We start from the raw sequence: 17,598 nt of genomic DNA on the forward strand, positions 1-17,598 counted from the left end.
GATCAGACCCCCGGCACGGTCGCCCACTTGGGTGACCGCGCCGGGGGTCGTGTGTCGTGGCGGCACCCTTGACTCGATCATGTTGTGTCATGAGCCTGGCATCTTCCCGCCGCTGTGGCGGACCACTCTCTGGGGGGTTCATGAGACACAGAGCGAGATCGATCCTCGCTGTCGGCACGCTCCTGATCGGCGGAGCGGGCTTCGCACCCATCGCCCAGGCACAGCCCGGGGACCCCGCGGCCTCCGACCCCGAGGACGTCAAGGTCTTCCGTGCCGACGTCACCCGGAAGCAGGTCTCCCTGCTCCTCGCGGCCGGCCAGGACGGCCACGAACTCGGCGAGCGGGTGCCCGACAAGGGCACCGCCACCGTCGAGGTCTACCTCACCGACGGACAGGCGCGGAAACTGGAGAAACAGGGCGTCGACCTCACCGAGCACACGCTCTCCGCGCGTGCGGAGACCCGGGTCGAGGACGCCGCCGAAGGCGTGTTCCGCCCGTACGGCGCGAAGGGCGGCCTCAAGGAGGAGATCCTCCGTACCGCGCGGGAGCACCCCGACCTCACCAAGGTCGTCTCCATCGGAAAGACGGTGCGGGGCCAGGACATCCTCGCCCTGAAGCTCACCAGGAAGGCCGGCAGGACCAAGGACGGCTCCAGGCCGGCCGTGCTCTACATGTCCAACCAGCACGCGCGTGAGTGGATCACCCCGGAGATGACCCGGCGGCTGATGCACCACTACCTGGACGCCTACCGGACGGACAGGCGGATCAAGAGGATCGTCGACACCACCGAACTGTGGTTCGTCCTCTCCGCCAACCCCGACGGCTACGACCACACCTTCGCCGACGAGGCGAACCGCCTGTGGCGCAAGAACCTGCGGGACGTCAACGGCGACGGCGTCATCGGCACCGGCGACGGCGTCGACCTCAACCGCAACTTCGCCTACAAGTGGGGCTACGACGACGAGGGTTCGTCCCCCAACCCCACCAGCCAGACCTACCGCGGCGCGAGCCCCGGCTCCGAGCCCGAGACCAAGGCCATCGACGCCTTCCAGAAGCGCATCGGCTTCACCTACGGCATCAACTACCACTCCGCGGCCGAACTCCTCCTCTACGGAGTGGGCTGGCAGGTGGCCACCCCCACCCCCGACGACGTCCTCTACAAAGCCCTCGCCGGAACGCCCGGCAACTCCGCGATCCCCGGCTACCACCCCCAGCTCTCCTCGGAGCTCTACACCACCAACGGTGAGGCCGACGGTCACGCGGCCAACGTCAACGGCATGGCGATGTTCACCCCCGAGATGTCGACCTGCCAGACCGTGTCCGACGCCGACCCCGACGACGAGTGGAACGCGCGCGACTGCCGGTCGGGCTTCAACTTCCCCGACGACGAGAGGCTGATCCAGCGGGAGTTCGCCAAGAACATCCCGTTCGCGCTCTCCGTCGCCGAGTCCGCCGCCCACCCCGACCGGCCGTCCTCCTCGGTCGGTCTGAAGGCCGCGGACTTCACCCCGGCCACCTTCGCCACGTCGTACGCGCGCGGTGCCGGTCAGGAGGTCTCCGTCGTCGCCCGCAAGGCCGTCCGGGACAAGGAGCTCAAGTACCGCGTCAACGGCGGCCGTACGCACGACGTGGACCTCAGGCGCTTCAGGGGCGGCGAGCGGTACGGCGGTGAGGACAACCTCTACTTCGACGAGTACCGGGCGAAGGTGAGGCACGGCGAGCCAGGCGACACGGTCGAGGTCTGGTTCACCGGCGAGGCCCGCCGGGGAACCAAGGTCGCGAGCGAGCACTTCACCTACACCGTGGCCGAACGCCCCCGCGCGGACGTCCTCGTCGTCTCCGAGGAGGGCGCGAAGGCAGCCCACACGCGGACGTACGTCGACGCGCTCAGGGCCGACGGACACCGTGCGGCGGTCTGGGACGTCGCCGAGCGGGGTGCCCCGGACGCGCTGGGCGTGCTGAGCCACTTCCGCACGGTCGTGCACCACACCGGTGCGGCCACCCCGGGCGTCGCCACCCAGCTCCAGCTGCGGGCCTTCCTCAACGAGGGCGGCCGGCTGATCGAGGCGGGCGAGCAGGCGGGCGGCAGCGTCGACCTGGGCGGCGGCACGCTCTCCGACGACTTCAGCCAGTACTACCTGGGCGCCTACAGCCGCACCTCGACCCCGGGCGTCACCGGGTTCACCGGCGCCGGAGGGCTGAACGGCTTCACCGGCCCGCTCGGCGACGCGCCAGGCAACCCGCTGGACAGGGCCGGCACCTACGGCGTCACGTCCGATGAACTGCCCGCCGAGCGGTACCCGCGGTTCGCGAGCGCCGGCGCCGGACAGTTCCCCGGCACGGTCAACCCGTACGGGCCCTACGCAGGCGCGTACATGGCCGCCGCCGTGCACACCGACGACGCCTACAAGCGCCTCACCCGCACCGTCGACCTCACCGGCACCACCGCGGCCGAGCGGCCCACCCTGCGCGCCTGGATGCTGTGGGACACGGAGCCCGGCTACGACAACGTCGTCGTCGAGGCGCACACCGCAGGCGCGGACGACTGGACGACCCTGCCCGAGGCGGGCGGCGCCACCCGCACCACCGTTCCGACCGAGTGCGCGGCCGGGTTCTACATGGCCGGGCACCCCTGGCTGGAGCACTACCTGACGCTGTCCGACGAGGGCTGCTCCGCGACCGGCACCACCGGGTCCTGGAACAGCCTCACCGGGTCCTCCGGCGGCTGGCGGCAGGTCGAGTTCGACCTGAGCGCCTATGCCGGCAAGGCGGTCGAGGTGTCCCTCGCCTACGTCACCGACCCGGGCAGCGGCGGCCGCGGAGTCCTCGCCGACGAGGCGTCCCTGGTCCTCGGCGGAACGGCCGCGGGGACGGAGGGATTCGAGACCTCACTCGGCGTCTGGACGGCGTCCGGGCCGCCCGCGGGCAGCCCCGCCGTCCTGAAGGACTGGACACGCACCGGAGCGCTGTTCCGGACCCATGGGGCGGTCACCACCGACGACACCGTGCTGCTGGGCTTCGGCCTGGAACACCTGACGTCCCCGGCCGACCGGGCCGCGCTGCTGAGGAGGGCGCTGGCCGCCCTCGACGGGTGACACGGGCGCCGGCGGAGACCGGCGATCCGGGGCGACATGTGGCGAGAAAGGGCCACCGGCGGGGCGGTCCGTACCCTACTGGCGGGTACGGGCCGCCCCGCCGGGTACGGGACAAGTCGATGTCACGGCCGGGGCCCCGGAGAGGTAGGGTCGACATCGGTCGGGGACATCCCAAATACAGCTCGCCGGCGTCAGAGCCGGCGTACCAACGAGGAGATCGGTTCGTGACGATCCGCGTAGGCATCAACGGGTTTGGCCGCATCGGTCGCAACTACTTCCGCGCGTTGCTGGAGCAGGGCGCCGACATCGAGATCGTGGCCGTCAACGACCTGGGTGACACGGCGACCACGGCACACCTGCTGAAGTACGACACCATTCTGGGCCGCCTCAAGCAGGAGGTCTCGCACACCGAGAACACCATCACCGTCGGCGACAAGACGGTCAAGGTCCTCTCCGAGCGCAACCCCGCCGACATCCCGTGGGGCGAGCTGGGCGTCGACATCGTCATCGAGTCGACCGGCATCTTCACCAAGAAGGAAGACGCCGAGAAGCACATCACCGGTGGCGCCAAGAAGGTCATCATCTCCGCCCCGGCGAAGAACGAGGACATCACCCTCGTGATGGGCGTCAACCACGACCAGTACGACCCGGCGAACCACCACGTCATCTCCAACGCCTCCTGCACCACCAACTGTGTGGCGCCGATGGCGAAGGTGCTGGACGAGAACTTCGGCATCGTCAAGGGCCTGATGACGACGGTGCACGCGTACACCAACGACCAGCGGATCCTGGACTTCCCGCACAAGGACCTGCGTCGCGCGCGTGCCGCCGCCGAGAACATCATCCCGACCACCACGGGCGCCGCGAAGGCCACCGCGCTGGTGCTGCCGCAGCTCCAGGGCAAGCTGGACGGCATGGCCATGCGCGTCCCGGTCCCGACCGGCTCCGTCACCGACCTGGTCGTCGAGCTCTCCCGCGAGGTCACCACGGAAGAGGTCAACGCCGCCTTCCAGAAGGCCGCCGAGGGCGAGCTGAAGGGCGTCCTCGAGTACACCGAGGACGCGATCGTCTCCTCCGACATCGTCAACGCCCCGGCGTCCTGCACCTTCGACTCGTCCCTGACCATGGTTCAGGACGGCAAGAGCGTGAAGGTCATCGGCTGGTACGACAACGAGTGGGGCTACTCCAACCGTCTCGTCGACCTGACCGTCTTCGTGGGCAACCAGCTCTGATCGTGGAGCGGACGGCCTGATATGAGTGCAGGGCTCGGCCGGTGCGGCAACGCGCGGGCCGAGCCCTGACGCACGTATCGGAACAGCCGCTCTCTTCCGATCACGAGCGATCACGAGCGAACACGAGCTCCAGCCGAACACGAGCCCCAGCCAGGGAGCCCCCATGAAGACGATCGACGAACTCCTCTCCGAAGGTGTCGCCGGCCGGCGGGTCTTCGTCCGCGCCGACCTCAACGTGCCGCTGGACGGCACCACCATCACCGACGACGGCCGGATCCGCGCCGTGGTGCCCACCGTCAACGCACTCGCCGAGGCGGGCGCCCGCGTGATCGTGGCCTCGCACCTGGGCCGCCCCAAGGGCGCCCCGGACCCCGCCTACTCACTCGCCCCGGCCGCCGCGCGCCTCGGTGAACTCCTCGGCGTCGACGTCGCCTTCGCCACCGACACCGTCGGCGAGTCGGCCGGCGCCACCGTCGCCGGACTCACCGACGGACAGGTCGCGGTCCTCGAGAACCTGCGCTTCAACGCCGGTGAGACCAGCAAGGACGACGCCGAGCGCGGCGCCTTCGCCGACAGCCTGGCCGCGCTCGCCGACGCGTACGTGGGCGACGGCTTCGGCGCGGTGCACCGCAGGCACGCCTCGGTCTTCGACCTCCCGGCACGGCTGCCGCACTACGCCGGACACCTCATCGCCACCGAGGTCGGCGTCCTGAAGAAGCTCACCGACGAGGTCCAGCGGCCCTACGTGGTCGCCCTCGGCGGCGCCAAGGTCTCCGACAAGCTCGCCGTCATCGACCAGTTGCTCGGCAAGGCCGACCGCATCCTCATCGGCGGCGGCATGGCGTACACCTTCCTCAAGGCCCAGGGCCACGAGATCGGCACGTCCCTGCTGCAGGAGGACCAGATCCCCGCCGTACGGGAGTACCTGGAGCGCGCCGAGAAGACCGGCGTCGAACTGGTGCTGCCGGTGGACACACTGGTCGCCGCCGAGTTCCCCGACATGAAGACCAAGGCGCCGGCCGACCCGGCCACCGTCGCCGCGGACGCCATGCCGGCCGGGCGGATGGGCCTGGACATCGGCCCGAAGACCCGCACGCTGTACGCCTCGAAGCTCGCCGACGCCGGCACCGTCTTCTGGAACGGTCCCATGGGCGTCTTCGAGCACCCCGACTACGCCGAGGGCACCAAGGCGGTCGCCCAGGCCCTCATCGACTCCCCGGGCTTCACCGTGGTGGGCGGCGGAGACTCCGCCGCCGCGGTCCGTACCCTGGGCTTCGACGAGCAGGCATTCGGCCACATCTCGACCGGAGGCGGCGCCTCCCTCGAATACCTCGAGGGCAAGACGCTCCCCGGCCTCGCCGCACTGGAGGACTGACCCTCACATGACCGCAACGGAAAAAGGCAGCCGCACGCCGCTGATGGCGGGCAACTGGAAGATGAACCTCAACCACCTCGAGGCCATCGCCCACGTACAGAAGCTCGCCTTCGCCCTGGCCGACAAGGATTACGAGGCCGTCGAGGTCGCCGTCCTGCCGCCCTTCACCGACCTGCGCTCCGTGCAGACGCTGGTCGACGGCGACAAGCTGAAGATCAAGTACGGCGCCCAGGACATCTCGGCGCACGACGGCGGTGCCTACACCGGCGAGATCTCCGGTCCCATGCTGGCCAAGCTGAAGTGCGCCTACGTGGCCGTCGGCCACTCCGAGCGCCGCCAGTACCACGCCGAGACCGACGAGACCGTGAACGCCAAGGTGAAGGCCGCCTACAAGCACGGCATCACCCCCATCCTCTGCGTCGGCGAGGAACTGGAGGTCCGCGAGGCGGGCAACCACGTCGCCCACACCCTCGCCCAGGTCGAGGGCGGTCTGAAGGACCTCCCGGCCGAGCAGGCCGAGACGATCGTGATCGCCTACGAGCCGGTGTGGGCCATCGGCACCGGCAAGGTCTGCGGCGCCGACGACGCCCAGGAGGTCTGCGCCGCCATCCGCGGAAAGATCGCCGAGCTCTACAGCCAGGAGCTGGCCGACCAGGTCCGCATCCAGTACGGCGGCTCGGTCAAGTCCGGCAACGTCGCCGAGATCATGGCGAAGGCCGACATCGACGGTGCCCTGGTGGGCGGCGCGTCGCTGGACGCCGACGAGTTCGTCAAGATCGTCCGATTCCGCGACCAGTGAGTATGCGGTAACGGCGATTCGTCGTACCCTTGCGGGGTCCAGCAGTGTGCTGGGCCCCGCGTCGTCCATCCGAATCCGAGGAAGTTGGTCCAGCCGTGGTTATGGGGTTCTCCATCGCCCTGATCGTCTTCAGCCTGCTGCTGATGCTGCTGGTGCTGATGCACAAGGGGAAGGGCGGCGGCCTCTCCGACATGTTCGGTGGTGGTATGCAGTCCTCCGTCGGCGGCTCCTCGGTCGCCGAGCGCAACCTCGACCGGATCACCGTCGTGGTCGGTCTGCTCTGGTTCGCGTGCATCGTCGTGCTCGGCATCACCATGAAGGTGAACAACTGACCCGAGGGCGAATTCCGCTCGCATTTCCACGTAAGGCCCCATGTTCGGTACGCGCCGCTGAGCGCGGCCTATCATGGGGCCTACGTCTGGATGCGGGAAGGTAACTCCTGTCACTGGACGTGCGTTGGGCCTTACGTAGACTGAGCCGCCCGCGGCGAAGCGGAAGGCCGACTCGCTTCGCGGCACCATTACGCAGGGAGTTACGACCGTGGCAAGTGGCAACGCGATCCGGGGAAGCCGGGTCGGGGCGGGGCCGATGGGCGAGGCCGAGCGCGGCGAGTCCGCGCCGCGGCTGCGCGTCTCCTTCTGGTGCTCCAACGGGCACGAGACACAGCCGAGCTTCGCGAGCGACGCGCAGGTGCCCGATACCTGGGACTGCCCCCGCTGCGGCTTTCCGGCCGGGCAGGACCGCGACAGCCCCCCGGACCCGCCGCGCACCGAGCCCTACAAGACCCACCTCGCCTATGTGCGGGAGCGCCGCAGTGACGCGGACGGCGAGGCGATCCTCGCCGAGGCGCTCGCCAAGCTGCGGGGCGAGATCTAGGGCCTGACCGGCCGGGCACACCCAGGACCTGCGGGACGGGCCCCGGCCTCTTGGCGGAGCCGTTCGCACTCCGGACTCCTCCGGCCTTCTTCGCCGCTGATCAACTAGGTTGGGAACAGCCGGCACAGCGGGGACACCCAAGGAAGAAGGCAGAAGTCCGAGATGAACGCAGACGGCCGTCCGAGGCTCAACCAGACGCCCGAGTGGACCGCACTGGCCAAGCACCGTGAGGAGCTCGGCGAGGTGCGGCTGCGCGAGCTGTTCGCCGCCGACCCCGGCCGCGGCACCGGGTACACCCTCCGGGTCGGTGACCTGTACGTCGACTACTCCAAGCACCTGGTCACCGACGAGACCCTGCGGATGCTGCGGGATTTGGCCGCCGCCACCGACGTGTTCGGGCTGCGCGACGCCATGTTCCGCGGCGAGAAGATCAACACCACCGAGGACCGGGCGGTGCTGCACACCGCGCTCCGCGCCGCCCCGGACGCGGTGATCGAGGTCGACGGGGAGAACGTCGTACCGGCCGTGCACGCCGTCCTCGACAAGATGGCCGACTTCGCCGGCCGGGTCCGCTCCGGCGAGTGGACCGGTCACACCGGCAAGCGCATCCGCAACGTCGTCAACATCGGCATCGGCGGCTCCGACCTGGGCCCCGCCATGGCGTACGAGGTGCTGCGCGCCTGGACCGACCGTGACCTCGTGGTCCGCTTCGTGTCCAACGTGGACGGTGCCGACCTGCACGAGGCGACCCGGGACCTGGACCCGGCCGAGACGCTGTTCATCGTCGCGTCCAAGACCTTCACCACCATCGAGACGGTCACCAACGCCACCTCCGCGCGGACCTGGCTGCTGGGCGCGCTGGGCGACGAGGAGGCGGTGGCCAAGCACTTCGTCGCCCTGTCGACCAACGCCGAGAAGGTCGCGGACTTCGGCATCGACACGGCGAACATGTTCGAGTTCTGGGACTGGGTGGGCGGCCGCTACTCCTACGACTCCGCGATCGGCCTCTCGCTGATGATCGCCATCGGCCCGGACCGCTTCCGGGAGATGCTCGACGGATTCCGCGTCGTCGACGAGCACTTCCGCAGCGCCCCCGCCGAGTCCAACGTGCCGCTGCTGCTCGGTCTGCTGGGCGTCTGGTACGGCAACTTCCACGACGCGCAGTCGCATGCGGTGCTGCCGTACTCGCACTACCTGTCGAAGTTCACCGCCTACCTCCAGCAGCTCGACATGGAGTCCAACGGCAAGTACGTCGGCCGGGACGGACGCGAGGTGGACTGGCAGACCGGCCCGGTCGTCTGGGGAACCCCGGGGACCAACGGGCAGCATGCCTACTACCAGTTGATCCACCAGGGGACGAAGCTGATCCCGGCCGACTTCATCGGCTTCGCCGAGCCCGTTGCCGAGCTGAGCGACGAACTCAAGGCACAGCACGACCTGTTGATGGCCAACTTCTTCGCCCAGACGCAGGCTCTCGCCTTCGGCAAGACCCCGGACGAGGTGCGCGGCGAAGGGGTGCCGGAGGAACTCGTCCCGCACAAGACGTTCAAGGGCGACCACCCCACCACCACGATCCTCGCGCGCGAGCTCACGCCGTCCGTGCTCGGTCAGCTCGTCGCGCTGTACGAGCACAAGGTGTTCGTCCAGGGCGCGATCTGGAACATCGACTCCTTCGACCAGTGGGGGGTGGAGCTGGGCAAGGTCCTGGCCAAGCGGGTCGAGCCGGCGCTCACCGAGGGTGCCGATGTTCCGGGGCTGGATGCCTCCACCAAGGCCCTGGTCGCCACCTACCGGGAGCTGCGCGGGCGGCGGTGAGCGGGTGGCGGGCGGCGATGTGCGCCCCCGCCGCCCCTTCCCGTTCCCGTCCCCGGGGGCGCTGCCCCCGGACCCCCGCTCCTCAAACGCCGGAGGGGCTGAAGTCAGCCCCTCCGGCGTTTGAGGAGCGGGGTCTGGGGCGGAGCCCCAGGGTTGGGACGGGGAGGGGCGGCGGGGGCGAAAGAAGCACGTGGCCGTACGCCCCCGGAAAGGCTCAGGCGACCGCGCTCAGGGTGTCGGCGAGGCGGCGGCGGGCCGCGCGTGCGGCCGGGAGGGCGGCGAGGGCGGCCGCGCCCAGCACCGCGGCCGTTCCGAGCAGCAGCAGGAGTACGGGGGAGGGCCCCTGGGCGATCCCGGCGCCGATACCGCTCGATCTCCCCTGCTCGTCGATCAGCCAGTGCGCCAGCGGCAGTCCCAGGGCCATGGCGAGCAGCACGGCCGCCAGGGCCGTACCGGCGGTGGCCGTGACCGTGACGGCGGTGATCTGACGGGGGGAGAGTCCGACGGCCTTGAGCGCGAGCAGATCGCGTTCGCCCTCACGGACCGTGCCGCCGATGGCCGTCAGCAGTTCGATCAGCCCGATCAGCGCGAGGACCACGATCAGCCCGAGCACCACCGCGCGCAGCGGGGACAGCCCGTCCGCCGGATTGGCCACGGTGTGCACGTCCAGGTGGCCGCGGCCCGCCGAGGCCAGCCGGGCGGCGACCGCGTCCGGGTCGGCGCCGGGCTCCAGCCGCAGCTGGTAGAGACTCGGCCGCAGGTCCGGGTCGTTGGCGCGCAGGGTGTCGAGCGAGGTGGAGATGACCCGGCCGGCGTTCTCCGGCTCGATGCTGCGGCCGACGATGTGCAGGATCTGCGGCTGGTCGCCGACGGTCATCCGCACCCAGTCGCCCACCCGGACATGCAGCAGGTCGAGCAGCCCCTGCCCGGCCACCGCCTCGTCCGGCCCCCGCGCGGCACGGCCCTCGGCCAGCGTGAACGGGTACGGCTCCCGGTGGGTGCCGAGTCCGCGCAGGGCGATGGTGGCGGTCTGGCCGGGAACCAGTGCGGCCACCTCGACGCCCGGGTAGGCCGCGGCGACCTGGGGATCGCGCTCCAGCAGGGCGCGTGCCTCCCGGTCGCCCAGTGAGGCGTCCGCGCGGACCCCGAGCGCGGTGGGCAGCCCCATCCGCTCGGGGCTGCTGTGGAAGCGGTCGATGGTGGTCCAGGCGCTCAGTGCCACGACGATCAGCAGCAGCGGCAGGGCCAGCCTGCCCACCGCGCCCAGCGAGCGCGGCCGGCGGGTGAACGCCTTGTGCAAGCCCAGGACCAGCGCCGGCGGCACCCGCGCTCCCAGCGCCCGCCGGGCCACACCGCTCAGCCGGCCTGCCGGGGACGCCGCCGGCCGCGGTACCGGCACCGGCGGCACCCGGCCCGCCCGCCAGGCGGCGAGGCCGGTGGTCGCGCCGATGAACAGCACGGCCCCGACCGGCACCGTGAACAGGGCCACGGTGTGCCCGGGGAGCCCCTGCCACACGGCGACCGCGTCGCCGAGCCGGCCCGGCACCGCGCTGCCCAGCGCCTCGGTGAGCGCGGCGGCGGCCACGGCCCCGAGCAGGGCGTAGACCAGGTGCTGGACCAGGAAGACACGGACGACCTGGCCGGGCGTGAAGCCGATCGCCTTGAGGATGGACAGGTCGCGCAGGTGCCCCCGGATCCGGGTGGCGATCGCCCCGTGCACGGCGAACCCGGCGGCGACCAGCGCGCCCAGCCCGAACAGTCCCAGCACCTGGCCGAGCAGCCGGTTGTCGCCCTGTGCCTCGGCGCGCGCCTGCTGCCAGGTGGCCACCTCGCCGATCGCCCCGGCGCCCAGTTCGGTCACCGCCCGCTGCACCGCGTACCCGGTGTCGCCCGGGTCGGTCAGGCGCAGACCCACCACCTGGCCGCCCGGGTCCGTCACAGCGGACGGCAGGGCCCACACCAGGCCGGTCCGCTCACCCGGCCGGTAGCGCGGTTCGGCGCTTTCGGCGATGCCCACCACGGTCAGCCTTCGCGCGGTGCCGGGCACGGTGAGCGTGTCGCCGGGGGCCGTCAGCAGCGCGCGGGCGAGCCGGCTCTCCAGCACCACTCCGTTCGGGGTGGCCGGGTCCAGCCAGTGCCCGGCGGTGACCAGCGGCCGGCCCACCCGCGGCTCGGTGGAGGTGCCGCGCAGTTCCACGGAGGCGCGGCCGCCCTGCGAGGCGAGGGTGAGCGAGGCCGTCGGGTAGGGGCCGGCGACGGATTCCACACCGTCCAGACCGGCCAGCCTCCCGGCGTCGGCGGAGGCGGTGGTGTGCAGCGTGACGTGGGCGCCGTGCGCCTGGGTGAAGACCCGCTGCCAGGGGTTCGTGGCGTATCCGAACAGGGCCGCGGCCAGCAGCAGGGACGCGACGATGCCCGCGGTGGCGAGGACCAGGAACAGCGCCTCACCGCGGTGCGTCCGCAGATCGGAGTGCGCCCAGCGCAGAGTGGCTCGCACCGGCGGTCAGCCCCTCGAAGGACGGTCGTGGCGGCGCATGTCAGTCCCTGAGCTCCAGCACACCCGAGGTCCCGGCCCGGCGCGGCGGTGTGCCGTCGCCGAGCTCCGCGTCGTCGACGATCCGGCCGTCGAAGAAGCTGATCACCCGGTCCGCGGCGCTCGCCAGCCGGGCGTCGTGCGTGACCAGCAGGATGGTCTGGCCGCGCCGGTGGAAGCGGGACAGCAGCCGCATCACCTCGCGGGTGCCCTTGCTGTCCAGGCTGCCCGCGGGCTCGTCGGCCAGCAGCAGCGGCGGATGGTTGACCAGCGCCCGGGCCAGCGCGACCCGCTGCTGCTCACCGCCGGACAGCTCGCCCGGCATGCTCCGTTCCTTGCCTTCGAGACCCAGCTCGGCGAGGAGTTCCTCCCGCCCGGCGCGGGCCTTCCTCGGTGGCACCCCGGCGAGCAGGGCGGGCAGCTCCACGTTGTCGGCGACCGACAGATCGGAGACGAGGTTGAAGAACTGGAAGACGATCCCGATGCGCCGGCGCCGCTCCACGGCCCAGCGGGCCTCGCTGTAGCCGTCGGTGCGCTCACCGTCCAGCCAGAGGCTGCCGGAGTCCGGCCGCTGGAGCCCGCCGAGCAGATGCAGCAGCGTCGACTTGCCGGCGCCGGACGGGCCGGTGATCGCCACGAACTCGCCCCGGGTCACCCGCAGATCGACCCCGCGCACGGCCTGCGCCGGGGCGCCCTCGCCGTGGTGCGTCTTGACCAGGCCCTCGGCGCGCAGCACTTCAGCGGTGCTCTCGCTCACTGAAGTTCCTCCAGCTCTTCCTGGCACCGCTCCAGCCAGTCGAGGTCGGCCTGCAGATGCAGCATGGCGCCCTCGATCAGCAGGTGGGAGATGCGGTTGTTCCGGTCCTCGGCGGCGGCCAGCTTCGACAGCTGCCGCATGGTGTTCAGGTACTGTCGCCGCTGCCTGTTGATCAGGGTGATCTGGTCGGCGAGACCGGTCTGCGGGGCCAGAGCCAGTTTCATGAAGAACTCGTCCCGCACCCGCGGCTCGTCCGCCGTCTCCTCGTACCAGGCGCGCAGCGCCTCCCGCCCGGCGTCGGTGAGGTGGTAGACCTTCTTGTTGGGCCGGCTCGACTGCGCGACGTCCTCGCCCTCGATCAGTCCGGTCTTCTCGAGGCGGCCGAGGGTGACGTAGATCTGGCCGACGTTCGGCTGAGGGTACGCGGCGCCCAGCAGTTGCTCAAGGTCCTGCTTCAGCTCGTAGCCGTGGGCGGGGCCGCGGGCGAGCAGCGCCAGGAGGGCAAGCCGCACTCGTGCTCTCCTCCTCGCGCGTTGCCGGATAATGTGCCGCGGGACCTAGTATCGCGCATACCTAACAGGTATACATGGCCTCTGAATCCCGGACGATGGTGTCCGGGGGCCGGGTGTACAGGGAGGAACCTATGCGGTGGATCCATGCCGCGGGTAGGGGCCTTCTCGTCCTGGTCGTCGTCCTGACCGGTTACGTCGCCTCCGGCGCGCGGGCCGACGAGGCCGGCGGGGGCGGTCGCGGACCGCTCACCCTGGCCACCGCCGGTGATCTCACCGGCTACCTCGGTTCGGTGCTCGACGGCTGGAACCGCACCCACCCCGGGGAGCGGGTCACCCTCGTCGAACTGCCCGACTCCGCCGACGAGACCCGCGCGCAGATGATCACGGACCTGCGCGGCGGTGAGCGCGGCCGGTTCGACGTGCTCAACATCGACGTCAGCTGGACCTCGGAGTTCGCCGCGGCGGGCTGGATACGCCCGCTGCCCCGCGACCGCTTCCCGCTCGGCACCTTCCTGCCCCCGGTCGTGGCCACGGCGACCTACGGCGACCGGCTGTACGCCGTCCCGTACGTCACCAACGCCGGGCTGCTCCTGTACCGCAAGGACGTCCTCGCCGCGGCGGGCGTCCCGCCGCCGCGCACCTGGGCCGAGCTGGAACGGGCCGCGAAGACCCTCGCCCCGGCGTACGGTCTCGACGGCTATGCGGGCCAGTTCCTCCCCTACGAGGGGCTGACCGTGAACGCGGCCGAGGCCGTCTACTCGGCGGGCGGCACCATCCTCGGTGACGAGGGGGAGCGGGTCACCGTGAACTCCCGGGCGGCCAGGGAGGGCATCGGCTTCCTGGCCCGCGGTGTCCGCGAGGGCTGGATCCCCGAGGAGGCGCTGGCGTACAAGGAGGAGGAGTCCAAACAGGCCTTCCAGAACGGCCGGCTGCTCTTCCTGCGCAACTGGCCCTACGCCTACGTCGCCGCGTCCGCCCCCGGCTCCGCGGTCGCGGGCAGGGTCGGCGCCGTACCGCTGCCGGGACCGGACGGCCCGGGCACCAGCGTCCTCGGCGGCTCCAACCTGGCCGTCAGCAGCCATGCCCGGCACCCCGACTCCGCCGCGCGTCTGATCGCGTACCTCACCAGCGAGCGCGTCCAGCGCCAGGTGCTCACGCGCGGCGCGCTGCCGCCCGTACGGGCCGACGTGTACGAGGATCCGGCGCTGATCCGGCGGTTCCCGTATCTGCCGACCCTGCGCGAGAGCGTGCGCTCCGCCGCTCCGCGCCCCAAGAGCCCGCACTACGACCAGGTGAGCCTGGTGGTGCAGGCGGTGGTGCACGACGCGATGACCGGGCGGCAGACGCCCGAGGCCGCGGTGCGCCGACTGGCGGGCGAGCTCGCCGCGGTCTCCTCGCGGTAGGCCGATTCCGGCCCTCCTAGTTACTTGTTAAGTAACGCGGACGTCTCAACTGTGCGCGATCTGCGTGAGTATGTCCCGGTTCGTTCGCCCCAACCGCTCGGTAGCTTACGCAACTTCATTGACACCCTCTCGACACCGCTACCTAACATGCATGCATAACGAACAACGGTCCTCACAGACAGGTCGATGGGGTGAACAGGCACCACTGGTGGCGCGACGCGGTGATCTACCAGGTGTACGTCCGCAGCTTTCTGGACAGCACCGGTGACGGCATCGGCGATCTCGCCGGAGTCAGAGCGGGACTGCCGTACCTGAAGAAGCTCGGCGTGGACGGGATCTGGCTGAGCCCCTTCTACCCCTCGCCGCAGCACGACCACGGCTACGACGTGGCCGACTACCGAGACGTCGACCCGGTCTTCGGCGATCTCGCCGAGTTCGACCTGCTGACGGCCGCCGCCCGCAGGCTCGGCATCAAGGTCCTGCTGGACATCGTCCCCAACCACTGCTCCAGCGAGCACCCCTGGTTCCGCGCGGCCCTCGCCGCGGCCCCCGGCAGCCCCGAACGCGCCCGGTTCCACTTCGCGGAGGGCCGCGGACCGGACGGCGCCGAGCCGCCCAACAACTGGCACGCCATGTTCGGCGGACCCGCCTGGACCCGTGTCACCGAGCCCGACGGCAGCCCCGGCCAGTGGTACCTGCACATGTTCACCCCCGAGCAGCCGGACTGGAACTGGCGCGACGCCCAGGTCGCCGCCGACTTCGACCGCACCCTCCGTTTCTGGCTGGACCGGGGCGTCGACGGCTTCCGTATCGATGTCGCCGCCGGTCTGTTCAAACACCCCGAGCTGCCCGACTCCCCGGACCCGGAGGCCGACGCCCGCACCCGCGACTCGGTCAACCCGCTGGCCTGGAACCAGCCCGAGGTGCACGACGTGTGGCGGCACTGGCGCGCCGTGTGCGAGGAGTACACCGCCCGCGACGGCCGCGAACGCCTCCTGGTCGGCGAGGTCTCCGTGCCCACCGCCCGCGAGCACGCCCGGTACGTCCGCCCGGACGAGCTCCACCAGGCATTCTTCTTCGATCTGCTCGGCGCGCCCTGGAACGCCGACGCCTTCCGCAAGGTCATCTCCGAGGCCATGGAGGACATCGCCGGCACCGGCTCGACCGTCACCTGGGTGCTCAACAACCACGACCAGGTCCGCACCGTCACCCGCTACGGCGAGCCCGCCCCCGAGGGCAGCGGCCTCGGTGCCGTCCGCGCCCGCGCCGCCGCGCTGCTGATGCTGGCGCTGCCCGGAGCCGCGTACATCTACCAGGGCGAGGAACTGGGCCTGCCCGAGGTCGTCGACCTGCCCGACGACGTGCTCACCGACCCGATCTTCCGCCGCACCGGCAGCCGTGCGCGGATACGGGACGGCTGCCGGGTGCCGCTGCCCTGGTCGGGGCATGCCTCTCCGTTCGGCTTCACCTCGGGCGCCGAGGGCGCCAAACCCTGGCTGCCGCAGCCGGAGTACTTCGCCGAGTACGCCACCCATCGCGCCCTCGCCGACACCCGCTCCTCCTGGCACCTCTACCGCGACGGTCTGCAACTGCGCGGGGCACTGCCCCAGCTGGGCGAGGGAACGCTGCGCTGGCTGGACACCCAGCCCGGGGTCCTGGCCTTCACCCGCGCCGACGACCTCGTCTGCGCCGTCAACTTCACGTCCGCTCCCGTACCCGCTCCGGTCCCCGGCACCCCGCTGCTCGCCAGCGGCCCCTGCCCGCCCGGGGTGCTTCCCGGATCCACCGCCGCCTGGTGGATCGACGGCTCCTGACAGCAAGTCCGGCAACGCCCGTGCAACTCCCGTATCCCGAAGGGACATCGATGATGATGCGACGACGTACCACCCTGCTCACCGGATGCACCGCCCTCGTCCTCGCGCTCGGCGCGACCGCCTGCGGCGGCGGCGACCCCGTCGCGGCCGGCGGCGGCGACAAGTCGCTCGACGGCCAGACCGTCACCGTGGCCGGTGTCTGGTCCGGCAGCGAGCAGAAGAACTTCCAGAAGGTGCTGGACGCCTTCACCGAGAAGACCGGTGCCAAGACCCAGTTCGTCTCCACCGGCGACAACGTCTCCACCGTCGTGGGCAGCAAGATCGAGGGCGGCAACGCCCCCGACGTCGTCATGGTCCCGCAGGTCGGCGTGCTCAAGCAGTTCGCGGAGCAGGGCTGGCTCAAGCCGCTGGACAAGAAGGTCGAGTCCACCGTCGGTGACAACTTCGCCGAGGTCTGGCGGAACTACGGCAGCGTCGACGGCACCCTGTACGGCCTCTACTTCAAGGCCGCCCACAAGTCGACCGTCTGGTACAGCCCCGAGGCCCTCGAACAGGCCGGCGTCACCCCGCCGAAGACCTTCGACGCCATGCTGAAGGACGGACGAACCGTCTCCGACTCCGGACTCGCCGCCTTCTCCGTCGCCGGACAGGACGGCTGGACCCTCACCGACTGGTTCGAGAACGTCTACCTCTCCCAGGCCGGACCCGAGAAGTACGACGCCCTCGCCGCGCACGAGATCAAGTGGACCGACCCGACGGTGGTCGAGGCGCTCACCACCCTCGGCACGCTCTTCAAGGACAAGCAGCTGATCGCGGGCGGCCAGAAGGGCGCCCTCAACACCGACTTCCCCGGCTCGGTGGAGAAGGTCTTCGGCCCCGAGGCCGAGGCCGCCATGGTCTACGAGGGCGACTTCGTCGCCGGCGTCGCCAAGGACCAGTTCGGCAGGACCATCGGCACCGACGCCAACTTCTTCCCCTTCCCGGCGGTCGGTGACGGCAAGGCGCCCGTGGTCAGCGGCGGCGACGCGGCCGTCGTCCTGAAGGACGGCAAGAACAGCAAGGCCGGCATGGCGCTCCTGGAGTACCTGGCCACCCCCGAGGCCGCCGCCGTGTGGGCCGGGGCGGGCGGCTTCCTCTCCCCGAACAGCAAGCTCGACCCCTCCTCCTACGGCGACGACGTCACCCGCGCCACCGCCAAGTCCCTGATCGAGGCCGGCGACTCGGTCCGCTTCGACATGTCCGACCAGGCGCCCGCAGCCTTCGGCGGCACCAAGGGCGCAGGTGAGTGGAAGATCCTCCAGGACTTCCTGCGCGACCCGGCCGACCCGGCGAAGACCGCGGCCGAGCTCGAGAAGGCCGCCGCCAAGGCGTACGGGAACTGACGGCC

The 17,598-nt window shown here is 71.0% G+C and carries 13 protein-coding genes; 10 read left to right on the forward strand and 3 right to left on the reverse strand.

What is annotated here, in order from left to right; translation table 11 throughout:
• The first annotated feature begins 140 nt into the window (after positions 1-140).
• The 7 genes from ACIF9R_RS05115 (at position 141) to pgi (ending at position 9,192) form a co-directional block, all read left to right on the forward strand.
• On the forward strand, positions 141-3,095 hold the full coding sequence (locus tag ACIF9R_RS05115) for a M14 family zinc carboxypeptidase (RefSeq protein WP_399974529.1): 2,955 nt from the start codon (positions 141-143) through the stop codon (positions 3,093-3,095).
• Between the two features lie 224 nt (positions 3,096-3,319).
• Entirely contained in the window at positions 3,320-4,327 is a 1,008-nt protein-coding gene (gene gap / locus ACIF9R_RS05120) for a type I glyceraldehyde-3-phosphate dehydrogenase (protein ID WP_399974531.1), read from the forward strand.
• Between the two features lie 163 nt (positions 4,328-4,490).
• On the forward strand, positions 4,491-5,702 hold the full coding sequence (locus tag ACIF9R_RS05125; RefSeq protein ID WP_399974534.1) for a phosphoglycerate kinase: 1,212 nt from the start codon (positions 4,491-4,493) through the stop codon (positions 5,700-5,702).
• Positions 5,703-5,745: 43 nt separating this feature from the next.
• The gene (gene tpiA, locus ACIF9R_RS05130) at positions 5,746-6,501 is read left to right on the forward strand and encodes a triose-phosphate isomerase (RefSeq protein WP_399974942.1); all 756 of its coding nucleotides are present in this window, start codon (positions 5,746-5,748) and stop codon (positions 6,499-6,501) included.
• A 101-nt stretch (positions 6,502-6,602) separates the two neighbouring features.
• Complete coding sequence (secG, locus tag ACIF9R_RS05135) at positions 6,603-6,833, forward strand: preprotein translocase subunit SecG (RefSeq protein WP_037938704.1); 231 nt, start codon at positions 6,603-6,605, stop codon at positions 6,831-6,833.
• 208 nt (positions 6,834-7,041) lie between these two features.
• Positions 7,042-7,377 (forward strand): RNA polymerase-binding protein RbpA, encoded by a 336-nt coding sequence (locus ACIF9R_RS05140; RefSeq protein ID WP_399974537.1) that lies wholly within the window; start codon positions 7,042-7,044, stop codon positions 7,375-7,377.
• 162 nt (positions 7,378-7,539) lie between these two features.
• Positions 7,540-9,192, forward strand: a complete 1,653-nt coding sequence (gene pgi / locus ACIF9R_RS05145) for a glucose-6-phosphate isomerase (protein WP_399974539.1) — start codon at positions 7,540-7,542, stop codon at positions 9,190-9,192.
• 214 nt (positions 9,193-9,406) lie between these two features.
• On the opposite strand, the gene ACIF9R_RS05150 is transcribed toward pgi, so the two are convergent.
• The 3 genes from ACIF9R_RS05150 to ACIF9R_RS05160 are packed head-to-tail and all read right to left on the reverse strand — an operon-like array spanning position 9,407 to position 12,994.
• Positions 9,407-11,689, reverse strand: a complete 2,283-nt coding sequence (locus tag ACIF9R_RS05150) for an ABC transporter permease (RefSeq protein WP_399974541.1) — start codon at positions 11,687-11,689, stop codon at positions 9,407-9,409.
• Between the two features lie 40 nt (positions 11,690-11,729).
• Positions 11,730-12,482, reverse strand: a complete 753-nt coding sequence (locus ACIF9R_RS05155) for an ABC transporter ATP-binding protein (RefSeq protein ID WP_399974544.1) — start codon at positions 12,480-12,482, stop codon at positions 11,730-11,732.
• Positions 12,479-12,994, reverse strand: coding sequence for a PadR family transcriptional regulator (locus ACIF9R_RS05160; RefSeq protein WP_399974546.1), 516 nt, complete (start codon positions 12,992-12,994; stop codon positions 12,479-12,481). Before ACIF9R_RS05160 ends, ACIF9R_RS05155 begins: the two co-directional genes overlap by 4 nt.
• Positions 12,995-13,125: 131 nt before the next feature.
• Between ACIF9R_RS05160 and ACIF9R_RS05165 the strand changes: the two genes are divergently transcribed.
• The 3 genes from ACIF9R_RS05165 to ACIF9R_RS05175 all read left to right on the forward strand — a co-directional run bounded on the left by ACIF9R_RS05165 (position 13,126) and on the right by ACIF9R_RS05175 (position 17,593).
• Entirely contained in the window at positions 13,126-14,397 is a 1,272-nt protein-coding gene (locus tag ACIF9R_RS05165) for an ABC transporter substrate-binding protein (protein WP_399974548.1), read from the forward strand.
• Positions 14,398-14,588: 191 nt separating this feature from the next.
• Positions 14,589-16,211: an alpha-amylase family glycosyl hydrolase gene (locus ACIF9R_RS05170; RefSeq protein ID WP_399974551.1), complete on the forward strand. Its 1,623-nt coding sequence runs from the start codon at positions 14,589-14,591 to the stop codon at positions 16,209-16,211.
• Between the two features lie 53 nt (positions 16,212-16,264).
• Positions 16,265-17,593 carry an ABC transporter substrate-binding protein gene (locus ACIF9R_RS05175; RefSeq protein ID WP_399974945.1) on the forward strand — a complete coding sequence of 443 codons (1,329 nt, stop codon included), beginning with the start codon at positions 16,265-16,267 and terminating at the stop codon, positions 17,591-17,593.
• Positions 17,594-17,598: the final 5 nt, after the last annotated feature.

It is taken from the genome of Streptomyces sp. NPDC086080 (assembly GCF_044540255.1).
In the GTDB taxonomy this organism is placed as follows: domain Bacteria; phylum Actinomycetota; class Actinomycetes; order Streptomycetales; family Streptomycetaceae; genus Streptomyces.

Coding starts and splice junctions, on each gene's coding strand:
- ACIF9R_RS05115 (WP_399974529.1), top strand. CDS start 141: ATGAGACACAGAGCGAGATCGATCCTCGCTGTCGGCACGCTCCTGATC.
- ACIF9R_RS05125 (WP_399974534.1), top strand. CDS start 4,491: ATGAAGACGATCGACGAACTCCTCTCCGAAGGTGTCGCCGGCCGGCGG.
- tpiA (WP_399974942.1), top strand. CDS start 5,746: ATGGCGGGCAACTGGAAGATGAACCTCAACCACCTCGAGGCCATCGCC.
- secG (WP_037938704.1), top strand. CDS start 6,603: ATGGGGTTCTCCATCGCCCTGATCGTCTTCAGCCTGCTGCTGATGCTG.
- pgi (WP_399974539.1), top strand. CDS start 7,540: ATGAACGCAGACGGCCGTCCGAGGCTCAACCAGACGCCCGAGTGGACC.
- ACIF9R_RS05165 (WP_399974548.1), top strand. CDS start 13,126: ATGCGGTGGATCCATGCCGCGGGTAGGGGCCTTCTCGTCCTGGTCGTC.
- ACIF9R_RS05175 (WP_399974945.1), top strand. CDS start 16,265: ATGATGCGACGACGTACCACCCTGCTCACCGGATGCACCGCCCTCGTC.